This window comes from Actinosynnema pretiosum (assembly GCF_002354875.1).
In the GTDB taxonomy this organism is placed as follows: Bacteria; Actinomycetota; Actinomycetes; order Mycobacteriales; family Pseudonocardiaceae; genus Actinosynnema; species Actinosynnema auranticum.
The window spans coordinates 5,316,036-5,339,258 of record NZ_CP023445.1 but is presented as its reverse complement, the minus strand read 5'-3'; the positions used below and the strand labels follow the sequence as shown (position 1 = coordinate 5,339,258).

Genomic DNA, 23,223 nt, shown 5'->3' with positions numbered 1-23,223 from the left:
TGCTGTTCAGGGTCTTGGGGGGTGGTGTCCCTGTGGTGAGACGGCTGGACACCTCGGGGTGGTGCTGCGGGACAGCTTCGGGTGGTTCCTGGCCTGTCATGTCAGACTGAAATCAGTTTCTTGTCAGCTCTTGGTCAGCTCCTTGGGTTGTTGGCGGGAGAGGGGTTGCGGTGCGTGCGGCGCGGACGGTGCTTGAGCAGAAGATCCGTGAGCGGCGGATGACCTTGGAGGAGTTCGCCGCCTACGCCGAGGAGTTCGCTCGGGAGCACGGGGAGACGGGGACGCTCGGGCTTCGGCACTTGCAGCGGTTGGTTGCTGGGCAGAAGCCGAACGGGGATGCGTTGGGGCCGGTTCGGCAGGTCACCGCCCGGCTGTTGGAAAGCATCTTCGGTGCGGGCGTTGAGGAGTTGTTGGCTCCGCCTGTGAAAGGTGATGCTGTTCGATCCATCAGTCGGGTTGAGCAGCCTGCGCGGAGCGATGTGGACTTCGCTGTTGCGCTGGATTGGTTGGACGGGCGCGCCGGGTGGGCTGCGGGAACCAGTCGGGTCAAGGTCCGGGCTCGCATGGCTGAGGTGGACGCTGAGGACTTGTTGGACAGGCGGTGGGGGCGGGCTCAGGTCCGGCGGGAACAGCTTGTTCGGGAGCTGATGACCTATTACGGGCAGCCTGTCGGTGGGGACCGACTGGTTTCTGCTGTTATCGAGGGCTGGGAAGTCGCCACGACCATTCTCAGTCGGACCGAGTGGCTTCGGACCCCTTGGTTGCTGGATTCCGGTGCTGGGCGGATGGACTTCGTCGGTGGTGGTTATCAGCCTCGGGAATCGCTGAGCGCCGTTGCCGCCGGAGCAGCCGTGGATCGGTTGGCCGAAGCGGCTGCGTTGGGGGTTCGGTTGACGAACCTTCCGCTGTACCGGTTGGTTGAGGCCCCGGCGTGGGAACAGGGCGGCGGGGTGGTGGGAACGGTGCCGTTCGCCGAGTACGCCTTGACCGGTGACCTGTTGGAGAACGAGTTGGTGGACGCGGTTGCGGCTCGGAGGGGTGGGTTGCCGCTCCGGGACGAGTACCTGCCGGACCTGGACAGCGTGCTCGACGTGGACAACCGGGTTTGTGCCGGTGGGGTGCTGGCGCTGTGCGCGATCGCGCGACCTGCCGATCGGTTTCGTGGACCGGCTGACTACGCGCTGCTCGTTCAGGAGCGGTCCGGGAGCGTGCTGAACGCGGCCGGACGGCTGGCGGTCATCCCCAAGGGGTTCCACCAGCCGTTGAACGACCTGCGCGGGGACGCTTCGATCCGGGCCACGCTGGTGCGGGAGATGGAAGAGGAGCTGTTCGGGCGGTGTGAGGTGGACACGACACTCGGAGGGGTTCGGGCCGCCGCGCCGATGCACCCCGGACGCTGCTCCGAGCCGATGCGGTGGTTGACCGCCGAACCTGAGCGGCTGCGGTTGGAGTGCACCGGGTTCGGGTTCAACCTGGTGAGCGGGAACTACGAGTTCGCCGGCTTGGTCGTGATCGAGGACGAGGAGTTCTGGCCACGGTTCGGCGGGCAGGTCGAAGCCAACTGGGAGGCCGCTGGACTGCGCCTTTACTCAAGCCTGGACTCGGACCTGATCACCGAACTGGTGCGCGACGAAGCCTGGAGCAACGAAGGGCTTTTCGCGCTGCTCCAAGGGCTTCGGCGGCTCAGGGAGATCGGCGGGCAACGGGTCGACCTGCCGAGCGTGGAGTTCTCAGGTCTGTGACGGCCAGCGGACGGTCATCACCACGGAGTCCGCCAGTGCCTCCCAGGAGTGGTCGATGCCCGGTCCCCACATGATGTAGTCGCCCTGCTCCGTCATGGTCTTGCCGCCCTCGGTGAGGTCCACGCGGAAGTTGCCGCTGATCAGGAACACCAGGGTGGTGCGCTGGTCGTCGGAGGTCCACTCGGCGCGCTTGTCGCCCGCCGGGTGGTGGAACCACTTCACCTCTACGTCCTTCTGCGAGCGCACGCCCTGCGCCGGGGCGATGAAGTGCCCGACCAGCCACCCGCGCGTGTCGCTCGCGTCCTCGGTGACGTTCCCGGCCTGCCAGTTGCTCACTGCGTCTCCCATTCGATCGGCGGCACGTCCACGCGCTCGCCGCCGATCTCGCGGAGGCGGCGCAAGCCCTGGAGCAGCGCGAACAACCCTTCGTTGCTCCACGCGGCGTCGCTGGCCAATTCTTGCAGCAGGTCACCGTCACGGCTGGAGTAGCGGCGCAGGGACGCCGACTCCCAGTTCGCCTGAACCTCACCGCCGTAGCGGGTCCAGAACTCGTCGTCGTTGATCACGACCAGGCTCGCGAACTCGAAGTTGCCGCTCACCAGGTTCAGGCCGAAGCCGGTGCACTCGACGCGCAGGCGGTCCGGGGTCAGCAGGAGCCAGCGCATCGGGTCGGACAGGCGGCTCGGGTGCATCGGGTCGGCGTGGCGCTGCTCTCCGACGGTATTGTCGATGTCGTCGCGGCCGAACAGCTCCTCTTCCAGCTCCCGGCGCAGGGTCGCGCCGATCTGGGCGTCGGCGCGGAAGTCGGTCAGCGGCTGGTGGAAGCCCTTGGGGATGACGGCCAAGCGGCGTGCGGCGTTGATGACGTGGCCTGAGCGCTCCTGGATCAGGAGGAGGTAGTCCGCCGGGCCTCGGAACGGGTCTGCGGGGCGCGCGATCGCGGTCAGCGCGAGGGTGCCGCCCGCGCACAGGCGGTCGGCGACGTTCAGGACCGCTGGCAGGTCGGGGAGGTAGGTGTCCCTGAGCGGGGTCGGGGTTCCGGTGGTGAGGGCGTCGGACAGCTCCGCTTCGAGCAGGTCCACCGTCACCGCGTACTCCACGAAGCTCGTCACGCCCAGGGTGCCGCCGATCGCGTGCTTGGACACGTCCACGTCGAGCAGTCGGAACAGCGGCATGTTCACCATGCGGTTGCCCAGCGCCAGCGCTTCGGCCAACCGCTGGGCGGCACGTCCGGCGGTCTCCTGATCCATCGCCGGTGGCTGGGTAGGGGTTACGGCGGTCAGCTTCAGGCGGTCGTGCGCGGTGGTGAGCGGGCAGTCCAGGTCCAGCCACTCCGGGCGGGTCAGGATGGTGGTGCTGGCCGTCGTGGTGCCGAAGCGGGCGGTGTAGCGGCCGTGGTTCGGGGTGGCGCCGTAGTAGTCCGCCAGCGCGCGGGCAGTGGCGTGCTGGTCGACGCGGCTGCGGCGGGCTCCTCGGTCGTGCAGCGCGGGGACGTCGAGGTGGGCCAGGCGGGTGGCCACCTCGCGGCGGGCCGTGCCCGGCTCCCACGCCGCGTGCTGGTCTAGCCACTCGAGTGCGGCGGCGATCGTGGAATCGGTGGTGAGGCGGAGTTCGGCGTCGGCCGCAGCGCCCTCCGGCAGGTCGAGCGTCGTGGTGGTCAGCGCGGTGAAGCGGGATTGGGCGGCTTCGTCGGCTCTGGCGTGCGCGGTGTCCAGGAGCTGTTGCATCTCCGAGCGCGGCTTGAGGTCCGGCTTCTGGTGCCAGGCCGCGACGGTGCGCGGGGCGATGCCCAGGTGTTCGGCGAACGCCTCGTTGCTCAGGCGCAACGCTGATTGCAGCGCGCAGGCCGTTCGTCCCGTCCACGGCTCGTTCAAGGCCATCTCGACACTTCCCCTGAGTGCGATGTGCGGTGAACCTGCACTGCTCGTGCAGTGGGCGTGCGGTGCTCGTTCCTGGGGGTGCGCGGGTTTTCGCAGTGGAATTGACGCATGGAAAACGACCGGCACCACCAGTTGCTAGCGGCGGTCGCGGACGTGCTCGATGACGGTGGACAGGTCCGACTTCAGGCCGTCGAGGCGGTCAGTGATGTCGGACAGGCGCTGCTCGACGCTGTCCAAGCGGGACCACAGGCTGTCTGCGGGATCGGTCACCGGCTCGTCCGCGGCTGGTGGGGTTCTGTTGTGCAGCAACGCTTCCAGGTGCGTCGGGTGCAGGCCGAGCGCGGTCGACAGGGACTCCAGGGTGCGCGGGCTGCGGCGGCGTTCCACGGTGTGGTGCTGGATCTCGCGGACGATCGCCTGCGAGACGTTCGAGCGCTCCGCCAGCTCCCGCTGACGCCAGCCCAGTTCGTTGACGCGCTGGTTGATCGCCCTCGCGACCGCCGCCCAGTCCTCCGACACGTATTCCTCCGCGCTCCGCCTCAGCGCCGAGATTAGCGGTTTTTCGCTGATTGGCGAGCAGGCGCGGTGATTTTTGCGCCGTGTCTGAGCTCGTGCTGCTTGTAATGAGCTGAAATCAGCATATTTGAGCTGAAATCATTAGATATTGCGGGAAAGGTCATTTGATGAGCGCTTCTGGGCGTTGCGTGGAGTACACGGTTCGGCAGGCCGCTTGGCTGCTCGGCGTGCCCCGATCGACGGTCTCCGGTGCGATCCGGCGTGGGCGGCTGCGGGTGGTGTGGCGGCGTGGGCGGCTGGTGGTTCCGGCACCGGTGGTGGTTCGGCTGCTCGGGGGTGGCCGGTGAACCTCGTCGGGATCGCTTGGGCGTTGGACCTGCTGCGGTGGGTGCCGACCGGGGTGCTCGTTGCGGTGGTCGAGTGGGATGGGCTGTGCTGGGCCGCTGAGGACCTGCCGCCGTGGGACGGCGAGCTGTTGACCGATCGGGAGTTGGCCGCGCGGATGTGCGCGGGGTGCCCGGTGGCGGACGAGTGCTTGGAACTGGAGTTGCGTACCGGCGGGGAGTTCGGCGTCGGGGTGTGGGGCGGGTTGTGCGAGCAGGACCGGCGGGAGCTGTTCCCGCACTGGTTGCGGCGCGGTGAGAGGTGGGAGCGGCCATGAACGGTCTCACGTCTGCGCAGGTGGCGGGTGTGGTTGGGGTGTTGCTGGTGCTGCTGTTCGTGTGGCGGGCTGGCGCTCGACGGGCACGGGCGACCGCTCGGGCTGCTCAGGCCGGAGTGCGGTTGGTGTCGCTGGCCGGTCGGGTGCTGGTCAACGCGGCGGTGATCGTGCTCGTTCAGTGGGTGGTGATCACCTATCGCGGGAGCGGGTGGTTGCTGTTCGGGGTGCTGGTGGTGCCCGCGCTGTTCGCCGCGCACACGCTGACGCGGGCGCTCACGGTGACCACCTACGAGCCTCGGCGGGGTGGTCGGCGGTGAGCGAACCCGTGGAGCGGGTGGCGCGGCAGGTCGACCGGCTGTGCTGGACCGGGATTCTGCTCGGGCTGGCGTTCACGATGACCAACGTTCAGCAGTTCGCGGCGGCGGGAGCGGCCACCTGGTCGCTGGTGTGGTGCGCGGCGTGGCTGCTGGACCCGATGGTCTCGCTGGTGCTTCTGGCGATCCTGCGGGCCGAGCAGGTCACCGCGCAGCGTGGTGTGCGGATGGGCGGGTGGGTGCGGACGGCGAAGTGGTTCACGCTCGGGGCCACGTACGTCATGAACACCTGGAGCGCGTTCACGGCGGGTTCGGCCGCGTCGGTGGTGCTGCACTCGGTGCCGCCGCTGGTGGTGTTCGTCGCTGCGGAAGCGGTGACGGAATTGCGGGGCAAGCTCGGCGCGGTGGTCGTGGCTGCCGTGCCGAGCGGGTCCCTGCCGGTGGCAAAGCCGCCTGCGCGGCCCGTGCGCCGGACGTCGTTCAGCGAGTACCTGGCGGTCGCCGAAGCCGCGCGCACTCCGGACGTGGTGGTGACCCCGGCGTGGGTTCGTCAGGTCACCGGGTGCTCGCGCGGGTTGTCGTCGCGGTTGGCTGCGGTGCTCAACCAGGGCGGTGGGCGTTCATGAACGGCGACCTGGTGCACGTCGAGCCGGTGCTTGTCGGGGAGGTGGTGGCGGAGCCAGCCGCGCTGGTGCGCCTGGTTCCGGTTGCCTGGCGGTCACGGCAGGCGTGGCGGGACGTGGCGATTCGGTTGCTGAGGTTGCCCTTGCGGTTCTTCCCGGCGGTTGGCCGGGGTGCGTTGGTGGTGTTCCGCGCTTGGCGGCGTTGGGTGCGGGTGCGCGACTACCGGGAAGCCGCTGAGCAGGCAGAGAAGCTGGCTGACAAGTACGTGGAGATCCGGGAGTTGGGGCTGTACCGGTGGCGGGTCACCGGGATGGTGCTCGGGCTGGTCTCAGCGCTTCTGTTCGCCGGGCACGTGGTGTGGGGCGGCGTGCTGCTCTGGGGTGTCGCTGGCGGTGGTGCGGCAGTGGTCGCGGTCATCGGGCGGCGGAAGGACGGTTCGCCGGGACGCAAAGCGGTCTTGGACGGTTCGCGGGTGCTGGCGTGGACGATGGACGCGCAACTGCTCGTGGATGCCTTCCGGGACGCGAAGCTGATCGGCAAGGACGAGACGCTGCGGCTCGTGGAACGGCCCCACCGGGTGGGCGACGGCTGGGCGGTGGTCGCGGACCTGCCCGCGACGCGCAAGGCCGTTGACGTGATCAAGAATCGCGACGCGCTCGCCTCGGCGCTCGCGGTGGACGAGGTGCAGTTGGTCGCCGAGCGGGTTCGTGGCCGTGGTGGGCACGCGGGGCGGGTGTCGTTGTGGGTGGCGGACGAGGACCCGTATGCGGGTGCGCCGTTGCGGGCTCCGCTGCTCGACGTGGAGCGGTGGGACGCGTGGCGGGCGGTGCCGTTCGGGCGGGATGCTCGCGGGCGCCGGGTGGATCTTCCGCTGGTGTGGACGTCGTTGCTCGTGGGCGCGATTCCCAGACAGGGCAAGACTTTCGCCACGCGGTTGGCGGTCTCCGGGTTTGTGCTGGACCCGTACGCCCGGCTGTACGTGTTCGACGGCAAGGGCGGCAAGGACTGGGAAGCCGCCGAGCAGATCGCCTACCGGTACGTGTGCGGGGATGAGCAGGAGCACGCGGAGGCGGTCCGGGACCACCTGGTGGCGTTGGTGGCGGAGGTGCAGGAGCGATACGCGCGAATGGCCACTGTGGATGACGAGCTGTGCCCGGAGTCGAAGATAACGCCTGCGCTGTCGCGTGATCCGGACCTGGGGATGCCGGTCACCGGGGTGGTGATCGATGAGGTTCAGGTGTACTTGGAGAACACCGCGCGGGTGGAGGTCGGTGGGCGGAAGACCACGCTCGGGTTGTACGTCGCGGACCTGTTGACCTACCTGGTGCGCAAGGGACCTGCGGCGGGGATCGTGGTGGTGCTGGCGACCCAGCGGCCCGACTCGAACACGATCCCGTCGCGGCTGCGGGCGGTGCTGGGGTCGCGGTTCGCGTTGCGGGTCATGGACTGGCGGGACTCGAACATCGTGCTCGGCGAGCAGATGAACACGCGCGGGTACGACGCTTCGACGTTGCTCCCGGTGCACCGGGGTGTGGGCATCTTGCGGCCGGATGGGGAGATGGGCTCGGACGTGCTCGCCACGACGGTGCGGACGTACTACCTGCCGAACCCGGACTGGCGGACGATCTGCGCTCGCGGGCGCGCGTTGCGGGAGTCTGCCGGGACCTTGGCCGGGCACGCGGCCGGTGACGACTCGGCGGGGTCGGTTGACTCGGCTTCCGTGGCGCGGGCGGTGGGAGACCGATCGGAGGGATGGGTGGTGGAGCTGCCCGAACCGCTCGCGTCGGTGGTTGATCACCTCGGGGACGAGCTGCACTCGCGGGAGTTCGTGCCAAGTGCGGAGCTGGTGGAGGCATTGGAAGTGGAAGCGGGCCGGTTCGCTCGGGAGATGGGGGAGCTGGGCTGTCGACCGCTGCGGCAGTACGTGCCGGACGGGGATGGGGTGCGGCGGGTTCGTGGCTACCTGACCAGTGAGATTCGGGCTGCGGTTGATGAAATCGGCTCAGGTAGTGAGGCGGGGTGAGTGCTGATGAGCGAGTGGAGGTGCTGACCCCGGACGAACCTGCTCGACTCAATGTTGCTGCTGGTCGCACTCTGCTTGCCATACTGGTTGAGCTGACCGAGGTGGAGGTCTTGGACGGGCCTCCCGGAGGAGGTGCGCATGACTGTTGAAATCAGCCGGGACCCGTGGGAGACGCTGGACAGGCTGCTCGGCGTCGAGGTTGCGGAAGCGGTGGGGGACGGCATCGGAGCGGTGGCGTTCTACGGGCGGTGCTCGACGGAGGACAACCAGGACCCGGAGACGTCGCACGGGTGGCAGCTCGGCAACGCGCGGAAGTTCGTGGAGCCGTTGGGTGGGCACGTGGTGGTGGAGTTCTTCGACGTGGGGCAATCGCGTTCGGTGCCCTGGGAGCGGCGGCCGGAGGCGGCTCGGTTGCTGGCGCAGTTGAAGAACCCACAGCGTGGGTGGAGTGCCCTGGTGGTGGGTGAGGGGACGCGGTGTTGGTTCGGCAACCAGTTCTCGTTGATCGCGCCCCGGTTCGCCGCGTACGGGGTTGAGCTGTGGGTGCCGGAGTTGGGTGGGCGGTTCGAGCCGCGCAACCCGTCGCACAAGATGTTGATGAGCGTGCTCGGCGGGATGAGCGAGTCCGAGCGTCAGCACGTGCAGGCTCGGGTTCGGGCGGCGATGGACTCGCAGGTGGTCAACGAGGGGCGGCACCAGGGTGGGCGTGCCCCGTACGGGTACGTGGTGGTGGACGGTGGACCGCATCCCAACCCGCGCAAAGCCGCTGAGGGGTACCGGTTGCGGAAGTTGGCGGTGGAGGAGGCTTCCGCCGAGGTGGTGCGGCGGATCTTCGCCGAGTACCTGAGCGGTCGTGGTGACCGGGCCATTGCCACCGGGCTCAACCGGGATGCGGTGCCGTGTCCTTCGGCCCGGCGACCTGACCAGAACCCGCACCGGTTGGCGGACGGGTGGCAGGGCAGCACGGTGCGGGCGATTCTGGACAACCCCCGGTACACCGGGTTCGCGTTCTTCGGGCGGTGGACGCGACAGGAGATGTTGCTTGATCCGGATGACGTCGCGGCCGGTCACGTGGTGCGGTTCCGGCGTGCGACTGCGGACAAGGTGGTGCGCTCCCGCAAGCCCGCGCATCCGGCCATCGTGGGGGTGGAGGAGTTCACGCAGGTGCAGTTGCTCCGCAAGTCGAAGTCGGCTGGCGGACTGAAGACCGCGCGCAAGGCTGAGCGTTCGGAGCGGCCGACCAAGCGGCCTTACCTGTTCCGGGGGCGGGTCCGGTGCACGATCTGCGGGCGGAAGATGGAGGCCAGTCCACGTGCTCGCGGCGTCTACTACCGGTGCCCGGCCCGGACGTTGGCTCCTGGGGCACCTGCGCTGGCTGAGCACCCGCCTACGGTCTACCTGCGGGAGGACGTGCTCCAGGACGCGGTGAACGGGTGGCTCGGCGGGTTGTTCGCGCCGCAGAACCTTGATCGGACCGTGGCGGCGCTGGTGGCTTCGCAGGAGGGAGCGGCTGGCAAGGGCGATTCCAGGGAGGCCGCGCGGCTGCGGTTGAGCAAAGCTGAGGAGCAGCTCAGCCGGTTCCAGGAAGCGATCAAGGCGGGGATCGATCCCCTGGCGCTGGTGGAAGCGGTGAACGAGGCGCAGGCGGTGCGGACCGCTGCGAAAGCAGAACTGGAAGGACTTCCCGTGCCGAACTTGCTCGGCGCTGCCGAGGTGCACGCGATGATTGATTCGCTGGGAAATGTTGGAGCGGCGCTCAAAGGAGCGGGGATCGAACGGGTTGCGGGGCTCTACACCGCCGTTGACCTGCAAGTTCGCTACACGCACACAGCCCGCAGGGCTGATGTGATAATCAAGCCTGCGGGCTGTGTGAATAATGTGCGTGTCCGAGGGGGGACTTGAACCCCCACCCCCTTTCGGGGACTAGCACCTCAAGCTAGCGCGTCTGCCATTCCGCCACCCGGACTCGGCTCTCGCCGTGGTGTGTGCATAGATTACATGACCACCTCTGCTGAACAAAATCCAGGGGGCTGGCGCCCTGTTTGTGCAGGTCATGGCCTTGTTGGGTGGCGCGGGGGATTTCTTGTGCGGGGGTGGGGTCGGGGGCTGGGAGGTGGGCTTCTAGTGGTGCGGGTTGGGGTGAGGGGCTTTCACTCGGATGGCTGGGGAGTTCGGCCTTGTGGTGGGAACCGGGGGGTGGGTGGGTGCGTCGGGGTGGTGGGATGGTGTCCGCGACGTTGGCCGGGGGATGAGTCGTGACTGATGATCTGGTGGCGGCGCCGCAGGACGACACGTCTGCGGTTACCGGGGTCGGGATCGCTGAGTCTTCGGTTGACCTGGCCAACGGGATCGCTGACGGGAACTGGGTCGAGGCTGGGCTCGGGGGTGTCGGGGTCGGGCTGGAAGTGCTGTCGATGGTGATCGACCCGGTGGGGACGGTCGCGTCGTACGGCGTGGGGTGGCTGATGGAGCACGTGCAGCCGCTCAAGGAGGCTCTGGACTGGTTGGCTGGGGACCCGCCTGTTATCCGGGCCTTCAGTGAGACCTGGGGCAACGTCGCGGCCGAGGTGAAGGCGGTTGCCGAGGAGTTGGGGCGGCAGGACGCCTCCGGGTGGGAGGGGGCTGCCGCTCAGGCGTTTCGGAGGGCCAACGCTGAGACGGCTGACGCCATCGCCGGTGCGGGGGTGCTGGCCGAGGGGATCGGCGTTGGTGTGATGGTGATGGGGGAGGTGGTCGCCGCCGTTCGCGAGCTGGTGCGGGATCTGGTCGCGGAGTTGGTGGGGCGGCTGATCTCCTGGGCGTTGGAGGCGGTGGCGACCTTGGGGTTGGCCACGCCGGTGATCGTGGCGCAGGCGACCAGCGCGATCTCGCGGATGTGCTCGCGGATCGCGGACCTGGTGCGCAAGCTGGTGAAGACGATCTCGAACGTGGCGCCGCGGATCCGGGCGGTGGTGGACAAGCTCGGTGAGATCGTGCAGAAGCTCGGCAGGCTCGGGCGCCGGGCGGATGTTCCCGGGGGGCCGGATGCGCCTAGCGTGCCTAACGCCCATGCGCCTGACGGGGTTACCGGGCCGTCGGGGACCACGTCGCCGTCGGGGACGACCACGCCGTCGGGGACTACGACGCCCTCGGGGACCACCGCGCCGTCGGGGACCACCGCGCCTTCCAGCGACGCTGCTCCCAGCGGTGCCACATCACCCTCCAGCAGCCCGGACACCCCGGCCGGCGGTCAGGGCTCCAGTCCGTCCAGCAGCCGCGCCGAACCCGACCGCAAGCCCGACAGCTCCCCGACGCCGGACGACCCCGAAGCCGCCTCCTGCTCCGCCGACCGGCCCTTCTGCGCCGACGACCCCATCGACGTCGCCACCGGGGACGTCGTGCTCTCGCAGACCGACGTCGTCCTCCCCGGTCTCCTCCCGCTCCTGCTCACCCGCCACCACCAGTCCCGCTACCGCTCCGGCGCGCTCTTCGGCCCCTCCTGGTCCTCCACCCTCGACCAGCACGTCTCCGTCAGCGCCTCCCACGTCTGGCTCGCCACCGAGGACGGCAGGCTGCTGCGGTACGCCAAGCCGGTGGGGGACGAGTCGGTCCTGCCGGACTTCGGGCCGCGCCTCGCGCTGCGCCGCGACGGGGACGGGTACCTGGTCGACGACCCCCGGCGTGGCACCACCGCCGAGTTCCGGCCCGTCGGCGACGAGCGGGGCGCGCGCTCCCGGTTGCCGCTGACCGCCGTGCGGCGGCGCGCGGGCGGGGAGCTGGTGGTCGAGCACGACGGGGCCGGGCTTCCCACCAGGGTGCGCCACTCCGGCGGCTACGAGGTCGCCGTGGACACGGACGGCGGGCGGGTCACGGGGTTGCGGCTCACCTCCGCGGCGCGGGCGGTGGCCCTGACGCGCTACGGGTACGACGAGACCGGGCAGCTGGCCGAGGTGGTCAACTCCTCCGGCCTGCCGCTGCGGTTCACGCACGACGCCGACGGGCGGCTCACCTCGTGGACCGACCGCAACGGCGTCTGGTACCGCTACGTCTACGACGACCGCGGCCGGGCCGTCACCACCATCGGGTCCTCCGGCGCCCTCAACGGCACGTTCCGCTACGAGGACCGCCGCACCACCCACACCGACACCCTCGGCAACTCCACCACCTACGACCTCGACGAGCGCGGTCGGGTCATCCGCGAGACCAACCCGCTCGGGGCGGTCACCAGCCGCGAGTGGGGCGAGCGGGAGCAGCTGCTCGCCGTCACCGACCCGCTCGGGCGCACCACCCGCTACGAGCACGACGACGACGGCAACGTCACCACCGTCACCCGCCCCGACGGCAGCACCCTCACCGCCGCCTACACCACCGGCGGGCGCGACACCCGCGTCACCGACCCGGCGGGCGGGACCTGGCTGCGCGATCACGACGCGCTCGGCAACCTCGTCGCCGAGACCGACCCCACCGGCGCCACCACCCGCTTCGCCTACGACGAGCGCGGCCACCTCGCCGCCACCACCGACCCGCTCGGCGCGGTCACCCGCTACCGCACCGACGCCGCGGGCCTGATCACCGAGCTGACCGACCCGCTCGGCGCCACCACCCGCTTCGAGCGCGACGCCTTCGGCCGCGTCGTCGCCGAGACCGACCCGCTCGGCGGCACCACCCGCACCACCTGGACCGTCGAGGGGCGGATCGCCTCGCGCACCCGGCCCGGCGGCGGCGTGGAGCGGTGGGCCTACGACGGCGAGGGCAACGTCGTCGAGCACGTCGACGAGCTCGGCCAGGTCACCCGGACCCGCTACACCCACTTCGACCTGCCCGCCGCCCGCACCGCGCCCGACGGCGCCACCACCACCTACGCCTACGACACCGAGCTGCGCCTGACCGAGGTCGTCGGGCCGCACGGGCTGGTGTGGCGGTTCGAGCGCGACGCGGCGGGCGAGGTGGTGCGCGAGACCGACTTCGACGGGCGCGTCACCCGCTACGCCTACGACGCCGCCGGACGGCTCGCCGCCCGCGTCAACGGGCTCGGCGAGACGATCTCCTACGACCGGGACGTGCACGGCGGCATCGTCGCCAAGCACACCCCGAGCGGCACGTCCGCGTTCGACCGGGACCCGTGCGGGCGCGTGGTGCGCGCGGCCGGGCCCGACGTCGAGGTGCTCTTCGAGCGCGACGCCAGGGGCCGGGTCCTCGCCGAGACCTGCGACGGCCGCACCACCCGCTCCGAGTACGACGCGGCGGGCAGGCGGGTGCGCCGGACCACGGCGGGCGGGGTCGCCACCGGCTGGGACTACGACGCGGCGGGCAACCCGCTGGCGCTGCGCGCGGACGGCGGCACGATCACCTTCCGGCACGACGCGCTCGGCAGGCAGGTGCGCCGCGAGCTGGGGCGCCTGAGCGTGCTGCGGTCCTACTCGCCGGACAGCAGGCTCACCGACCAGCTCGTCACCGCGGGCGGGCCCGTGGACCGGCGCGGGTGGCGCTACCGGCCGGACGGCAACGTCGACGGGGTGCTCGACCCCTCGGGCGGGCGGGCGCTCACCCTGGACCGGCGCGGGCGGGTGCTGTCGGTGCGCGGGCCCGGCTGGGACGAGCGCTACGAGTACGACGCGGTCGGCAACATCACCGACGCCTCGCCCTCGGGGCCGGACGACCCGACCGCCGGTCCGCGCGCGCACGAGGCGAACCGGTTGCGCGCGGCGGGCCGCACCACCTACGACCACGACGCGCAGGGCCGTGTCGTGCGCCGCCGGACCCGCACCCTGTCCGGCTCGGTGCTGGTCTGGACCTTCGGCTGGGACGCGGAGGACCGGCTCACCTCCGCGTCGACCCCCGACGGCGGCACGTGGCGCTACCGCTACGACCCGATGGGCAGGCGCGTGTCCAAGCAGCGCCTCGACGCGCGGGGCCGCACCGTCGAGCGGCTGGACTTCACCTGGGACGGCGCGCTCCTGGCCGAGCACACCGGCGGCGACGGGGCAGGCAGCACCTGGGAGTACGAGCCGGGCACCACCACCCCGGTCGCCCAGCTCGACCGGGCCGGGCTCGACCGGCGGTTCTACGCCGTCGTCGCCGACCTCGTCGGCACACCGACCGAGCTGGTCGACGCGGACGGCGCGGTCGCCTGGCGGCGCACCGCCACCCTGTGGGGCCGCACGCTCGCCCAGTCCGGCCCGGCGACGTGCCCGCTGCGGTTCCCCGGCCAGTACCACGACGGCGAGACCGGCTGGCACTACAACCACCTGCGCCACTACGACCCGGACACCGGCCGCTACGCCTCGCAGGACCCGCTGGGTCTGATCCCGTCGATCAACCCCGGCGCGTACGTGCCCAACCCGATCCGGTTCGTCGACCCGCTGGGGTTGCAGGGCTGCGGGGTCAGCGGGGACGAGGCCAAGCAGCAGGCGCTGGCCGACGCGGGCGTGCCGCCCGGCTCCGAGCCGCTGGAGACCAGGGTAACGCCGTCCACCACGCCGGGCGGCAGGCAGGTCATGCAGGACCACCAGCCGGTGTTCTTCCCGGAGGAGGTCTACCTCAACAACCGGGACGAGCTGATCGTCTTCCAGGACCACCACACCGGCCACCAGTTCGGCGAGGGCGGGGTCGGGGACCAGCCGCCGCACGTGCACGTCCGCCCCTACGACAACCCCCGCAACGGGCAGGTCCCCGGAGCCGAGGAGCATTACTACTATGACCCCAGCCTGGGCCGACCGACTCCTGCCGGCTGACGCCGCGCTCCTGGCCCGCTGCTTCCCCGGCGGGCGCGCCGGGCTCAGCGGGTCGCTGCTGCGCTCGGTGCGCCTGGACCGGGTCGGGCCCGCGTGCTCGCTGCGGCTGGACCTGCCGGGCGACGGGCCGGGGGCCACGCAGGCGCACCTGGGGATGCTCGCGGTCGCGGACGTGGAGCTGGCGGGGGGCGCGCTGCCGCAGCGGGTCGACGTGGAGATCACCGACCTGCCGGGGCGCCGGGTCGCGGTCGTGGTCGCGGGCGGGGGGCTGCGGTTGTCGTTGACGTGCGCCGAGGTGCTGCGCTTCGGGCGGGTCAGCGACCACGACACCCCGCCCGGCGCGGTGGACGACGGGCCGCACCGGTTCGTCGGCAGGCTGGACCAGCGGCTGCACCGGGTGGTGCCGGGACCGGAGGACGAGAACTACCATGCCCGCTTCTGACGACTTCCCCGGCGACTTCCCCGGAGACCTCGACGCGCTGCACTGGGACGAGCGCGGTGACGCGGTCACGGCGACCTTCGAGGCCGGGCTGGACGACGCCGGGCGCGCGGCCTGGGGGGCGGAGGCCGGGCACACCAGGGTGCGCTACCACGTGCGCTTCGCCGGGGTGGCGGACCTGCGGGTGGCGGGCTTCGACCACCGGCTGCCGCTGCGGCTCGCGGTGATCGCGGACGGCGCGAGGGTCGGGGTCGAGGTGAGCGGCGCCGGAACGGACGTGCGCTTCACCTCGGCCCCGCCCGAGCACGTCGGCCACCGGACGTTCACGGCCGCGGCGCCCTGACCCGCGTCAGTAGTGCGCGGAGAGGGTGAAGGACTTCATCGTCGTCGCCCCTGGGCAGTAGGCCATCGCCGGACTGCCGAACCTGGTCGCGCCGCTGGTGTGGCTGCTGCCGTCGCTGCACGTCACGGTGACCTCGAAACCCGTCGCGGCGCCGCCGCCCACCTGGTGGCAGTCGACCCACACGGTCGGGTTGCGGCCGGGGGAGTACTTCCAGACGCACGCGACCGACGACGCCTTCACCTCGCCGCCTGCCGGTTGCAGCGGGGGCACCGCGATGGTCGTCAGCTCCCGCTCGACCGCCGTCGCGCTGCCCGCGCCCGCCCCGGCCAGCGCCAGGATCGCGAAGCCCGTCATCGCCGCCCTGCTCGTGGTTCTCAGCACCGAGTTCTCCATCTCCCTAGGTCCCGCACGGGTGAGTGGGAGGAAGGATCACCCCTGGTCGTGGCGCCGCGGAACAGCAGGCACTCGATCAGAGCAGCGCTTCCGCAGCGTCAGGTCACCGGCGCCGAATCCCGTTGGGGCGCAGCGGTATCACGGGGGCGGGACGGTGATCCGGTACGGGGCGCGCGTTCGGCCAGCGGTTCGCGCAGCCTGGTCGTGAAGTCGGTGAACAGGGCGCGCACCACCGGCTCGGTCAGGTCTCGGCGGTCGTAGGTCACGGTGGCGTACAGGGAGCCCGAGGACCTGCGGTGCAGGCGGAACATCAGGCCCACGTCGCCGGTCGGGCCCGCTTGCGTCCTCGCCAGCACGCGGGCGGTCGCCGGGCCGTACGCGAAGGTGTCCTCCAGGCCCGAGTACGGCAGGTACTGGAACACGCACAGGCCCACCGGTTCGGTCTCCACGGCGTGGATCACGTCCGGGTGCAGGCGCAGGACGTCGAAACCGGGGACGTGGGCGCGGGCGTACGCGGCGCCCACCGCCTCGCGCACCACGGGGGTCATGCTCGACCAGGTCGCGCCCTCCGGGACCCGCACGCGCAGCACCGACGGGTGCAGGAACGGGCCGATCAGGGTTCGCACGTCCGGGTGGGCGCGCTGCTCGAACACGGTGTTCACCAGGACGTCCCGCGTGGTCGAGCGGTCCGCCGCCGCCAGGCAGAAGGCGGTGAACAGGGTGGCGAACACGGTCGTCCTGCGGCGGAGCGCCCACTTCTCCAGCGCTGCGGCGTCCCGCCCGTCGAGCACGTCCAGGCGCAGCACGCCCGAGTCGGGCGGGGTGGACAGGTCCCGGCTCGGGGACAGGTCCAGGGGACGGGCGCCCTCCACGGTGGTCCGCCAGTGGTCGAGGTCCGCGTCCAGGGTGGGGGCGGTGATCGCGGCCCGCCGCGCCGAGTACGGGCCGTACTGGAGTGGCGGGGGCGGGAGGGGCTCGCCTGCCAGGCGCGCGGTGTACAGGGCGCCGAGTTCGGCCACGGCCAGCACCAGCGACGGGGGATCGGTGTGGACGTGGTGGAACACCAGGTTGACCAGGTGCGAGCCGTCGTCCAGGGCCACGACCTGGCCGCGCACCAGGGGAGGGCGGTCGATCGGGACCGGCTCCCGGGACCAGGCGTCCACAAAGGACTGCGCTTCGGGCGCCGCGGCCTCGGCGCGGTGCAAGTGCGCGGTTCGGTGCGGGTGGACCCGTTGGCGCCACTGCTCGCCGTCCGGTTCCAGCGTGGTGCGCAGGACGTCGTTGCGCGCCACCAGGTCGTCGTACGCGGCGTCCAGTAGGTCCACGTCCAGCCCGCCGGTGACCAGCGCCGAGATGGACATCGTCATGTGCGGACCCGTCGAACCGCTGGGGATCGTCCCGTCGTTGGTCATGATCGTGTGCTGGAACGGGGACGCGGGCCAGGTTCTCGGCATGGGCCATCCGTTCGGGAAAAGGGGTGCGGCGGCGGAAACGTACACACTCGCGGCGGTGCGGAAAATACTCCACAAGCCGCTGGAGGTGCTGCTGCGAACGGGCCACGTGGTGGCGCTGAGCTGCGGGAACCCCTGCCCCGCCGCGAGGGGGAGGATTCGGAACTCTTGCTTATCGCAGGAACGCCGGGCGTTTCCTTGCCAGGGGCGCGGTGCGGCTGCTTCGCTTCGTGGGCGGGAATATTCCTCGCCGGAGTCCTGCGTCGTGAGGAGCTGTCGTGCACCCCAGAACCGCCCGGACGCTCAACCAGAAGGAGTTCCACGACCTTCGGCGCACGGTGGCGATCCGGGCCGAGACCCGGCGCAACATCGAGGTCGACGCCACCTACGCGACGCCCCTGCCCAGGGAGGTCAGCCTCCAGCTGACCTACAAGTGCAACCTGCGGTGCAACCACTGCTACCAGTGGAACGACCAGGGGTTCTTCCACGACTTCAGCAAGGTCAAGCAGCGCACCGAGCTGGACCTGGACATCGTCGACGACGTGCTGCGGATGACCGACGACACCCGCGCCAAGGTGTTCCTGTGGGGCGGGGAACCGCTGATGCACAGCCGGTTCGGCGAGGTCGCGGAGCTGCTGGCGCGCACGCCCCGCACGGTCAACCTGTGCACCAACGCGCTGCTGGTCAAGCGGAACCTGGAGCACCTGCTGACCATCGGCCCTGGGCTCAACGTGCTGGTCAGCCTGGACGGGCTCGGGGCCGACCACGAGGCGCTGCGCGGCAAGGGGACCTTCCCGCGCACCATCGACAACGTGCGGCTGCTGCTGGACCTGCAGAAGAGCGGCGAGTACCAGGGGGAGGTCTCGCTGTCCTGCATGGTCAGCAACGAGACCGTGGGCTCCATGCGCGAGTTCATGGAGTGGGCCGAGGAGCTGGGCGTCAACTCGGTCTACTTCCAGTTCCCGTGGTTCATCAGCCCGGAAGTGGCCTCGGCCATGGACGACATGTACGCGGAGAACTTCGCCTGGCTCAACCCGCCCGCGCCGGGGACCACGCCCACCTGGCACTCCTACACCTACCGGATCGAGCCGGGGCTGATCGACACCCTGTGGCGGTCCATGGCGGAGCTGGCCGAGCGGACCTGGAACGTGCGCATCCGGTACCAGCCGCAGCTGGAGCCCGACGAGGTCGAGGACTTCGTGCTGGGCACCTCGCGGCCCGCGCAGAAGCGCAACCGGTGCCTGGCCGTGTCGAACCGGCTGGAGGTGCACGCGGACGGCAAGGTCAGCTCGTGCAAGTTCTTCCCCGAGTTCGTCATCGGCGACCTGCACGAGAGCGGCGTCGCCGAGGTGTGGCAGGGCGAGGCGTTCCGCAGGGTCCGGTCGGTCCTGCGCGGCACCAGCCTCATGCCGGTGTGCTCCAAGTGCATCCTCCTCTACCTGAACGGGGTCTGACGGTGACCGGTGTCCACGTGAGCGGCGGCGCGCGGGTCGACGAGGGCGCGGTCGCGCTGCGGATCAAGGAGGTGCTCGCCGGGGTGCTGGGGGCGCCCGAGCTGGTCGAGCGCATCACCGACGCGACGAACGTCGTGCAGGACCTGGGGATCAACTCCATCCAGATGATCAACTTCCTGCTGGCGCTGGAGGACGCGTTCGACGTCGAGCTGGAGTTCGAGGAGCTGAGCTTCGAGCAGCTGGAGTCGCTGCCGGAGATCCGGCGGTTCGTCGTGGCCGCGATGCCGGACTCGCCGTGACCGGTGCGCGGGCGCTGCGGCTGGGCGCGTTCGACGTCGAGCGGCGGTGGCGGCCGGACGGGCTCGCCGCGCTGCCGGAGATCGTCGACCGGGGCGCGGACGTGGTCGCCTCGGCCATGGACGAGCTGCTCGCGGTGGCCTGCGGACCGGGGGACGTGCTGGTCACCGGCGCGCCTGTTCCCGTTGCGTGGCACGAGGTGCTGGCGGGCGCGGGGATCGGGTTCGAGCACCGGGTCGCCCCTGGCGGGGTGGGCGGGAGCGTCGAGCAGCGGCTGGTGGCGCGCCCGCCCGCCGACCTCGGCGGGCTCGGGTTCGAGCCCTACGCCGTGCTGCCCGAGAGCGCCGGGGTCGTCGGCGCGCTGGGGCTCCGGGCCGAGCTGCCGGACTGGCGGGTGGTGCGGGCGGTGTCGTCCAAGTCCTGGTCCAACGCGCTCGTGCGCGAGCTCGGGCTCGCGGGCGCGGGCGTCGTGGTCGACTCGGTGGCCGGGCTGCAGGCGCAGGTCGAGGCGCTGGACGGGGCGCCCGCCCTGCTCAAGGACCCCTTCGGGGTGTCCGGGCGCGGGACGCTGGCGCTCACCTCGCCGCTCGTGCTGCGCTCGGTGGTCCGGGTGCTGGACAAGCAGGTCCGGCGCGGGCTGGACGTGGAAGTGCTGGTGCAGCGGCGGTTCGACCCGGTGGCGGACTTCTCCGCGCAGTTCTCGGTGCGCCCCGGCGGGCGGGTGGACTGGCTGGGGACGCGGCTGATCGAGAACACCGGCTTCGCCTACGCCGGGTCCCGGCCCGCGCCGCCCTGGCTGGCGGAGCGGCTGTCCGCGCTGGGGTACCGGGAGATCATGGCCGACGTGGGGGCCGCGCTGGCGGGCGCGGGGTACCGCGGGCCGGTGTGCGTGGACTCGATGCTGCTGCGCGACGGGACCCTCGTGCCGGTGCTGGAGATCAACCCCCGGACGTCCATGGGGCTGATCAGCGTGCTGGCCGGGCGTCGGCTCGCCGCCGACCCGGAGCGGGCGCGGCTGGTGGTGCGGCCGGTGCGCGGGGGGGCCGGGTTCGACCGGTTGGTGGCGCTGCTGCGCGCGGACGGGGTCCTGCTGGAGGCGGGCGGGGGCGGGGTGCTCCCGCTGTCCTCCGGGACGCTGGCCTCCTCCAGGGGGCGGTTGTACTGCGCGGTGGTGGCCCGCGACGAGGCCGGGCACCGGGCGCTCGGCGCGGCGCTGGACGCGGTCCTGGGCGCCTGGCAGGTGGACCGTGCCTCGTGAGCTGGGGTTGATCGGGGCCACGGCGATCGCGGTGCGGGCCGTGCTCGACCCGGCGCGGCGGCGCGAGGACGTGCGGGTCAGGGCGATCGCGGCGTCCACGCCCGAGCGCGCCGAGGCGTTCCGCGCCGAGCACGGGCTGCCGGTCGCGCACGCCGACTACCGGTCGCTGGTGCGGGACGAGGGGATCGACACCGTCTACGTGTCGCTGCACAACAGCGCGCACGCGCGCTGGGCCGCCGAGGCGGCCAGGGCGGGCAAGCACGTGGTCGTGGAGAAACCGCTGTGCCTGGGACGCCGCGAGGCGCACGCGCTGCGCCGGGCCGCCGGGGACGCGGGGGTGCACGTCGTGGAGGCGGTGATCACCACCGGGCACCCGTGGCAGGCCGCCGTGCGCGAGCTGGTCGCCTCGCGGGAGCTGGGGGAGCTGACCGGGATCTCCTCGCACATCGCGTTCGACCTGCCGCCGGGCGCGGGGTACCGGTTCCGGCCCGAGCTGGGCGGCGGCGCGTTCCACGACACCGCCTCCTACTGGCTCGACGCCGTGCAGGCCGTCGTCGGGCTGGGCGGCGCGACCGCGTCCGGGCACTCGGAGTTCTCCGGGCCGAACGGGGTGGACCTGGAGTTCGACGCGGCGCTGCGGCTGCCCTCCGGGGTGCGGGCCGAGCTGCGGGCCTCGCTGGTGGGGCCGTACCGGGCCGACCACGAGTTCCGGTTCACCGGCGGGAAGGCGCGGCTGCGCAACTTCCTGCGCCCGGCCGCCGGGCCGTTCCCGGTGAACCTGGTCCTCCAGCGGGACGGGGGAGCGCGCGAGGTGCGGTCGTTCCCGGCGGTGTCCTACTACGACGCGCAGTTCGACCGGATCATGGCGCTGCTGGCGCGGCCCGCGCGCCCGGACGACGCGGTGGTCGAGCGGATCACCGTGCTGGAGAGCGCTTACCTGAACGCGCTGGAGCGGTGCGCCCGAACCGGGAGGGCGGAGGCGTGAGCATCGCCGTGCTGACGTCCGGGGTCGCGCTGGGCGTGCACGTCCCAGGGCTGCTGCTGGCCCGCAGGCTCGCCGAGGTCGGGGTGGCGGCGCGGGTGGACGTGCTGGAGAACCACCTGCCCGAGCGGCTGCGCGAGCTGATCCCGGCGTCGAAGACGGCGTTCCACCGGGACTTCCGGGTCGCGCTCGCCGGTCAGCGGCTGGCCGCGCGCAACACCACCGAGCCCGACGAGGGGCTCGTCGCCGGGCTGTGGCGGGAGTGGGAGCGGGACGGGGTCGAGCTGCTGGTGGTGCTGTCGGGGTTCTGGCTGCCCACCGCGCACCGGTACGCCTCGGCGCACAGCGGGGTCCGGGTGCGCTCGTGCCACGTCGACTCGGTCGCCTCGCCCTCGTTCACCTCCGCCTCGGGCGCGGGGCGGGGGAGGTGGGGCGAGCACGAGGACGTGTGGTTGCTGGAGCGCGCCGGGAGCGCGGTGGCGCGGACCATCCCGGTCAGCCGGGAGGAGCCGGAGCCGTGGGGCGACCGGGACGGGCGGCTGCTCGCGCACGGCGGCGGCTGGGGCATGGGCACCTACCGGACCGGGGCCGCCGAGCTGGGCGCGGCCGGGTTCGCGCTGGACGTCGTGGCCTACGAGCGGTCCGAGGTGCCCGAGGAGCAGGGGCGGAACCGGTACTTCATGATCGACCCAGACTGGCACCCGTGGCACGACACCGGGTTCCCGCCGTTCGGGCGGGTCCACGACGGCGCGGTGGAGTACCGGCGGCGCGCGGAGCACCACGACGGGTTCGACCTGACCCGGCGGGCGATCGCGGTGGTGAGCAAACCCGGCGGTGGCACGCTGATGGACTCGCTGTCGGCGGCGACGCCGGTTGTGCTGCTGGAGCCGTTCGGCGCGCACGAGGCACGCAACGCGGAGCTGTGGCGCGACCTGGGGTTCGGGATCGGGTACCGGGAGTGGGTGGACGGCGGGCGCCAGGTCGCGGTGCTGGAAGCGCTGCACCGCAACCTGGTGGCCGCGCGCGGGCGGGTTCTGTCCTATCCGGACGAACTCGCCGGGCGGTGATCCGGGACGCCGTGGCCCAGGGCGCCGCGGCTCAGGGGGCGGCGCGGCGCAGGGCCCTGCGGTAGCGCGAGCGGAAGAGCGCCTGCGCGGCGGCGGACTTCACGCCCTTGTGGCCCCTGGGCACCGCCTCCACGATCATGATCAGGTACAGGTACGCCTGGTACAGCGCGATCCTGCGGCGGGTGGTGGCGGTCAGCTGGGCCGGACCGCCCGCCTCGCGGTAGCCGTCCAGCAGCGGGTCGTCGTCGGACAGCTCGCCGAGCAGGGCCAGCGACACGAAGTCCGCGCACGGGTCGCCCCAGAACGCGCGCTCCAGGTCGATCAGGCCGGACAGGCGCCGCTCGCCCTCCTCGCCGGTGAGCATCACGTTGCCGTTCCACAGGTCGAAGTGCACCAGCACCGGCTCGGTGACCTCCTCCAGCAGGGCGCGGCCCGCCACCGCCAGGTCGTGCAGCGCGGTGGGCCTGCCGGGCGGGGTGACGCCGAAGCGGCGGGCGTCCGCGAGCAGCCCGTCGACCATGGCGGTGAACGCCTCGTACCAGGTGCCGCCGTGCAGGCCGGTCGACCGCTCGGGGTAGCCGAAGGCGGTGCCGCGCACCGCGTGCAACCCGGCGACGGCCCGGCCCAGCTCGCGGCGCAACCGGGCCCGCTCCGCGCCGCCGAGCTCGCCCGACACCCGTTGCCAGGTGTCGCCCTCGACCACCGAGGTGATCAGGAAGTCGCCGCCCACGCCCGCGCTGCCCTCACCGGCGTGGTGCAGCACCGGGACCGGGGCGGTGGCCGCGGCGGCCCGCAGGACGGCCGCCTCGGTGCGGGCGATGCGGCGCTCGTAGGTCAGCAGCGGCAGGTCGTCCGGCGGGGCGGCCTTCAGGACGACCGGGCCCACCGGGTCGACGTCGAGCAGCCAGACGGCGTTGAACGTGCCGTCCGCCAGCTCCCTGGACGAGGTGATCGTGGCCCGCGGGCCGAACGCCTCGGTCACCGCCGCCCGCAGCTCCTCGTCGGACAGCGATCGCTTGGTGGTGCTTCGCACGTGCCTCTCCTCCGGTGCTCCCGGTGTTGCGTT

Annotated in this window: 20 protein-coding genes and 1 tRNA gene; 14 read left to right on the top strand and 7 right to left on the bottom strand. The window is 71.7% G+C overall.

The genetic code is table 11. The features are described 5' to 3' along the window. Positions 1-188: 188 nt before the first annotated feature. The gene (locus tag CNX65_RS22635; RefSeq protein WP_232519960.1) at positions 189-1,742 is read left to right on the top strand and encodes a transcriptional regulator; all 1,554 of its coding nucleotides are present in this window, start codon (positions 189-191) and stop codon (positions 1,740-1,742) included. On the opposite strand, the gene CNX65_RS22630 is transcribed toward CNX65_RS22635, so the two are convergent. The 3 genes from CNX65_RS22630 to CNX65_RS22620 all read right to left on the bottom strand — a co-directional run bounded on the left by CNX65_RS22630 (position 1,731) and on the right by CNX65_RS22620 (position 4,141). Continuing rightward, a complete protein-coding gene (locus tag CNX65_RS22630; protein ID WP_096495569.1) occupies positions 1,731-2,090 on the bottom strand; it encodes a signal peptidase I in 360 nt (119 codons plus the stop codon). The two genes, CNX65_RS22635 and CNX65_RS22630, sit on opposite strands and share 12 nt — an antisense overlap. Then, a complete protein-coding gene (locus tag CNX65_RS22625; protein ID WP_096495568.1) occupies positions 2,075-3,622 on the bottom strand; it encodes a transcriptional regulator in 1,548 nt (515 codons plus the stop codon). The genes CNX65_RS22630 and CNX65_RS22625 overlap by 16 nt, the downstream gene beginning before the upstream one ends. A gap of 135 nt (positions 3,623-3,757) precedes the next feature. Next, on the bottom strand, positions 3,758-4,141 hold the full coding sequence (locus CNX65_RS22620; protein WP_096495567.1) for a helix-turn-helix domain-containing protein: 384 nt from the start codon (positions 4,139-4,141) through the stop codon (positions 3,758-3,760). 340 nt (positions 4,142-4,481) lie between these two features. Between CNX65_RS22620 and CNX65_RS22610 the strand changes: the two genes are divergently transcribed. From CNX65_RS22610 to CNX65_RS22590, 5 genes are all read left to right on the top strand, one after another. After that, complete coding sequence (locus CNX65_RS22610) at positions 4,482-4,799, top strand: WhiB family transcriptional regulator (RefSeq protein WP_096495565.1); 318 nt, start codon at positions 4,482-4,484, stop codon at positions 4,797-4,799. Further along, positions 4,796-5,116, top strand: a complete 321-nt coding sequence (locus CNX65_RS22605; RefSeq protein ID WP_096495564.1) for a hypothetical protein — start codon at positions 4,796-4,798, stop codon at positions 5,114-5,116. The genes CNX65_RS22610 and CNX65_RS22605 overlap by 4 nt, the downstream gene beginning before the upstream one ends. Next, entirely contained in the window at positions 5,113-5,739 is a 627-nt protein-coding gene (locus CNX65_RS22600) for a hypothetical protein (protein ID WP_096495563.1), read from the top strand. Before CNX65_RS22605 ends, CNX65_RS22600 begins: the two co-directional genes overlap by 4 nt. After that, entirely contained in the window at positions 5,736-7,760 is a 2,025-nt protein-coding gene (locus CNX65_RS22595; RefSeq protein WP_096495562.1) for an FtsK/SpoIIIE domain-containing protein, read from the top strand. The genes CNX65_RS22600 and CNX65_RS22595 overlap by 4 nt, the downstream gene beginning before the upstream one ends. Positions 7,761-7,898: 138 nt before the next feature. Further along, entirely contained in the window at positions 7,899-9,662 is a 1,764-nt protein-coding gene (locus tag CNX65_RS22590) for a recombinase family protein (RefSeq protein WP_096495561.1), read from the top strand. Here CNX65_RS22590 and CNX65_RS22585 read toward each other — a convergent pair. Continuing rightward, positions 9,644-9,726, bottom strand: a tRNA-Leu gene (locus CNX65_RS22585). The genes CNX65_RS22590 and CNX65_RS22585 overlap by 19 nt on opposite strands. Before the next feature lie 289 nt (positions 9,727-10,015). Here CNX65_RS22585 and CNX65_RS22580 point away from each other — a divergent pair. Genes CNX65_RS22580 through CNX65_RS22570 form a run of 3 tightly spaced genes read left to right on the top strand, consistent with a single transcriptional unit; the run spans position 10,016 to position 15,255 of the window. After that, entirely contained in the window at positions 10,016-14,473 is a 4,458-nt protein-coding gene (locus CNX65_RS22580; RefSeq protein WP_232519959.1) for an RHS repeat-associated core domain-containing protein, read from the top strand. Then, the gene (locus tag CNX65_RS22575; RefSeq protein WP_096495559.1) at positions 14,436-14,915 is read left to right on the top strand and encodes a hypothetical protein; all 480 of its coding nucleotides are present in this window, start codon (positions 14,436-14,438) and stop codon (positions 14,913-14,915) included. Before CNX65_RS22580 ends, CNX65_RS22575 begins: the two co-directional genes overlap by 38 nt. Further along, on the top strand, positions 14,902-15,255 hold the full coding sequence (locus CNX65_RS22570) for a hypothetical protein (protein WP_096495558.1): 354 nt from the start codon (positions 14,902-14,904) through the stop codon (positions 15,253-15,255). The genes CNX65_RS22575 and CNX65_RS22570 overlap by 14 nt, the downstream gene beginning before the upstream one ends. A gap of 6 nt (positions 15,256-15,261) precedes the next feature. On the opposite strand, the gene CNX65_RS22565 is transcribed toward CNX65_RS22570, so the two are convergent. Continuing rightward, positions 15,262-15,636, bottom strand: a complete 375-nt coding sequence (locus CNX65_RS22565; protein WP_157767790.1) for a hypothetical protein — start codon at positions 15,634-15,636, stop codon at positions 15,262-15,264. A gap of 110 nt (positions 15,637-15,746) precedes the next feature. After that, complete coding sequence (locus CNX65_RS22560) at positions 15,747-17,102, bottom strand: condensation domain-containing protein (protein WP_096495556.1); 1,356 nt, start codon at positions 17,100-17,102, stop codon at positions 15,747-15,749. Positions 17,103-17,377: 275 nt separating this feature from the next. Between CNX65_RS22560 and CNX65_RS22555 the strand changes: the two genes are divergently transcribed. Genes CNX65_RS22555 through CNX65_RS22535 form a run of 5 tightly spaced genes read left to right on the top strand, consistent with a single transcriptional unit; the run spans position 17,378 to position 22,157 of the window. After that, complete coding sequence (locus CNX65_RS22555) at positions 17,378-18,553, top strand: radical SAM protein (RefSeq protein ID WP_096495555.1); 1,176 nt, start codon at positions 17,378-17,380, stop codon at positions 18,551-18,553. A 2-nt stretch (positions 18,554-18,555) separates the two neighbouring features. Continuing rightward, the gene (locus CNX65_RS22550; RefSeq protein WP_198320536.1) at positions 18,556-18,852 is read left to right on the top strand and encodes an acyl carrier protein; all 297 of its coding nucleotides are present in this window, start codon (positions 18,556-18,558) and stop codon (positions 18,850-18,852) included. Next, positions 18,849-20,108, top strand: coding sequence for a hypothetical protein (locus tag CNX65_RS22545; RefSeq protein ID WP_096495554.1), 1,260 nt, complete (start codon positions 18,849-18,851; stop codon positions 20,106-20,108). Before CNX65_RS22550 ends, CNX65_RS22545 begins: the two co-directional genes overlap by 4 nt. After that, entirely contained in the window at positions 20,098-21,093 is a 996-nt protein-coding gene (locus CNX65_RS22540; RefSeq protein ID WP_096495553.1) for a Gfo/Idh/MocA family protein, read from the top strand. Before CNX65_RS22545 ends, CNX65_RS22540 begins: the two co-directional genes overlap by 11 nt. Next, positions 21,090-22,157 carry a glycosyltransferase family protein gene (locus CNX65_RS22535; protein WP_232519958.1) on the top strand — a complete coding sequence of 356 codons (1,068 nt, stop codon included), beginning with the start codon at positions 21,090-21,092 and terminating at the stop codon, positions 22,155-22,157. Before CNX65_RS22540 ends, CNX65_RS22535 begins: the two co-directional genes overlap by 4 nt. A gap of 31 nt (positions 22,158-22,188) precedes the next feature. Here CNX65_RS22535 and CNX65_RS22530 read toward each other — a convergent pair whose 3' ends face one another. Beyond that, entirely contained in the window at positions 22,189-23,190 is a 1,002-nt protein-coding gene (locus CNX65_RS22530; RefSeq protein ID WP_096495552.1) for a phosphotransferase family protein, read from the bottom strand. Positions 23,191-23,223: the final 33 nt, after the last annotated feature.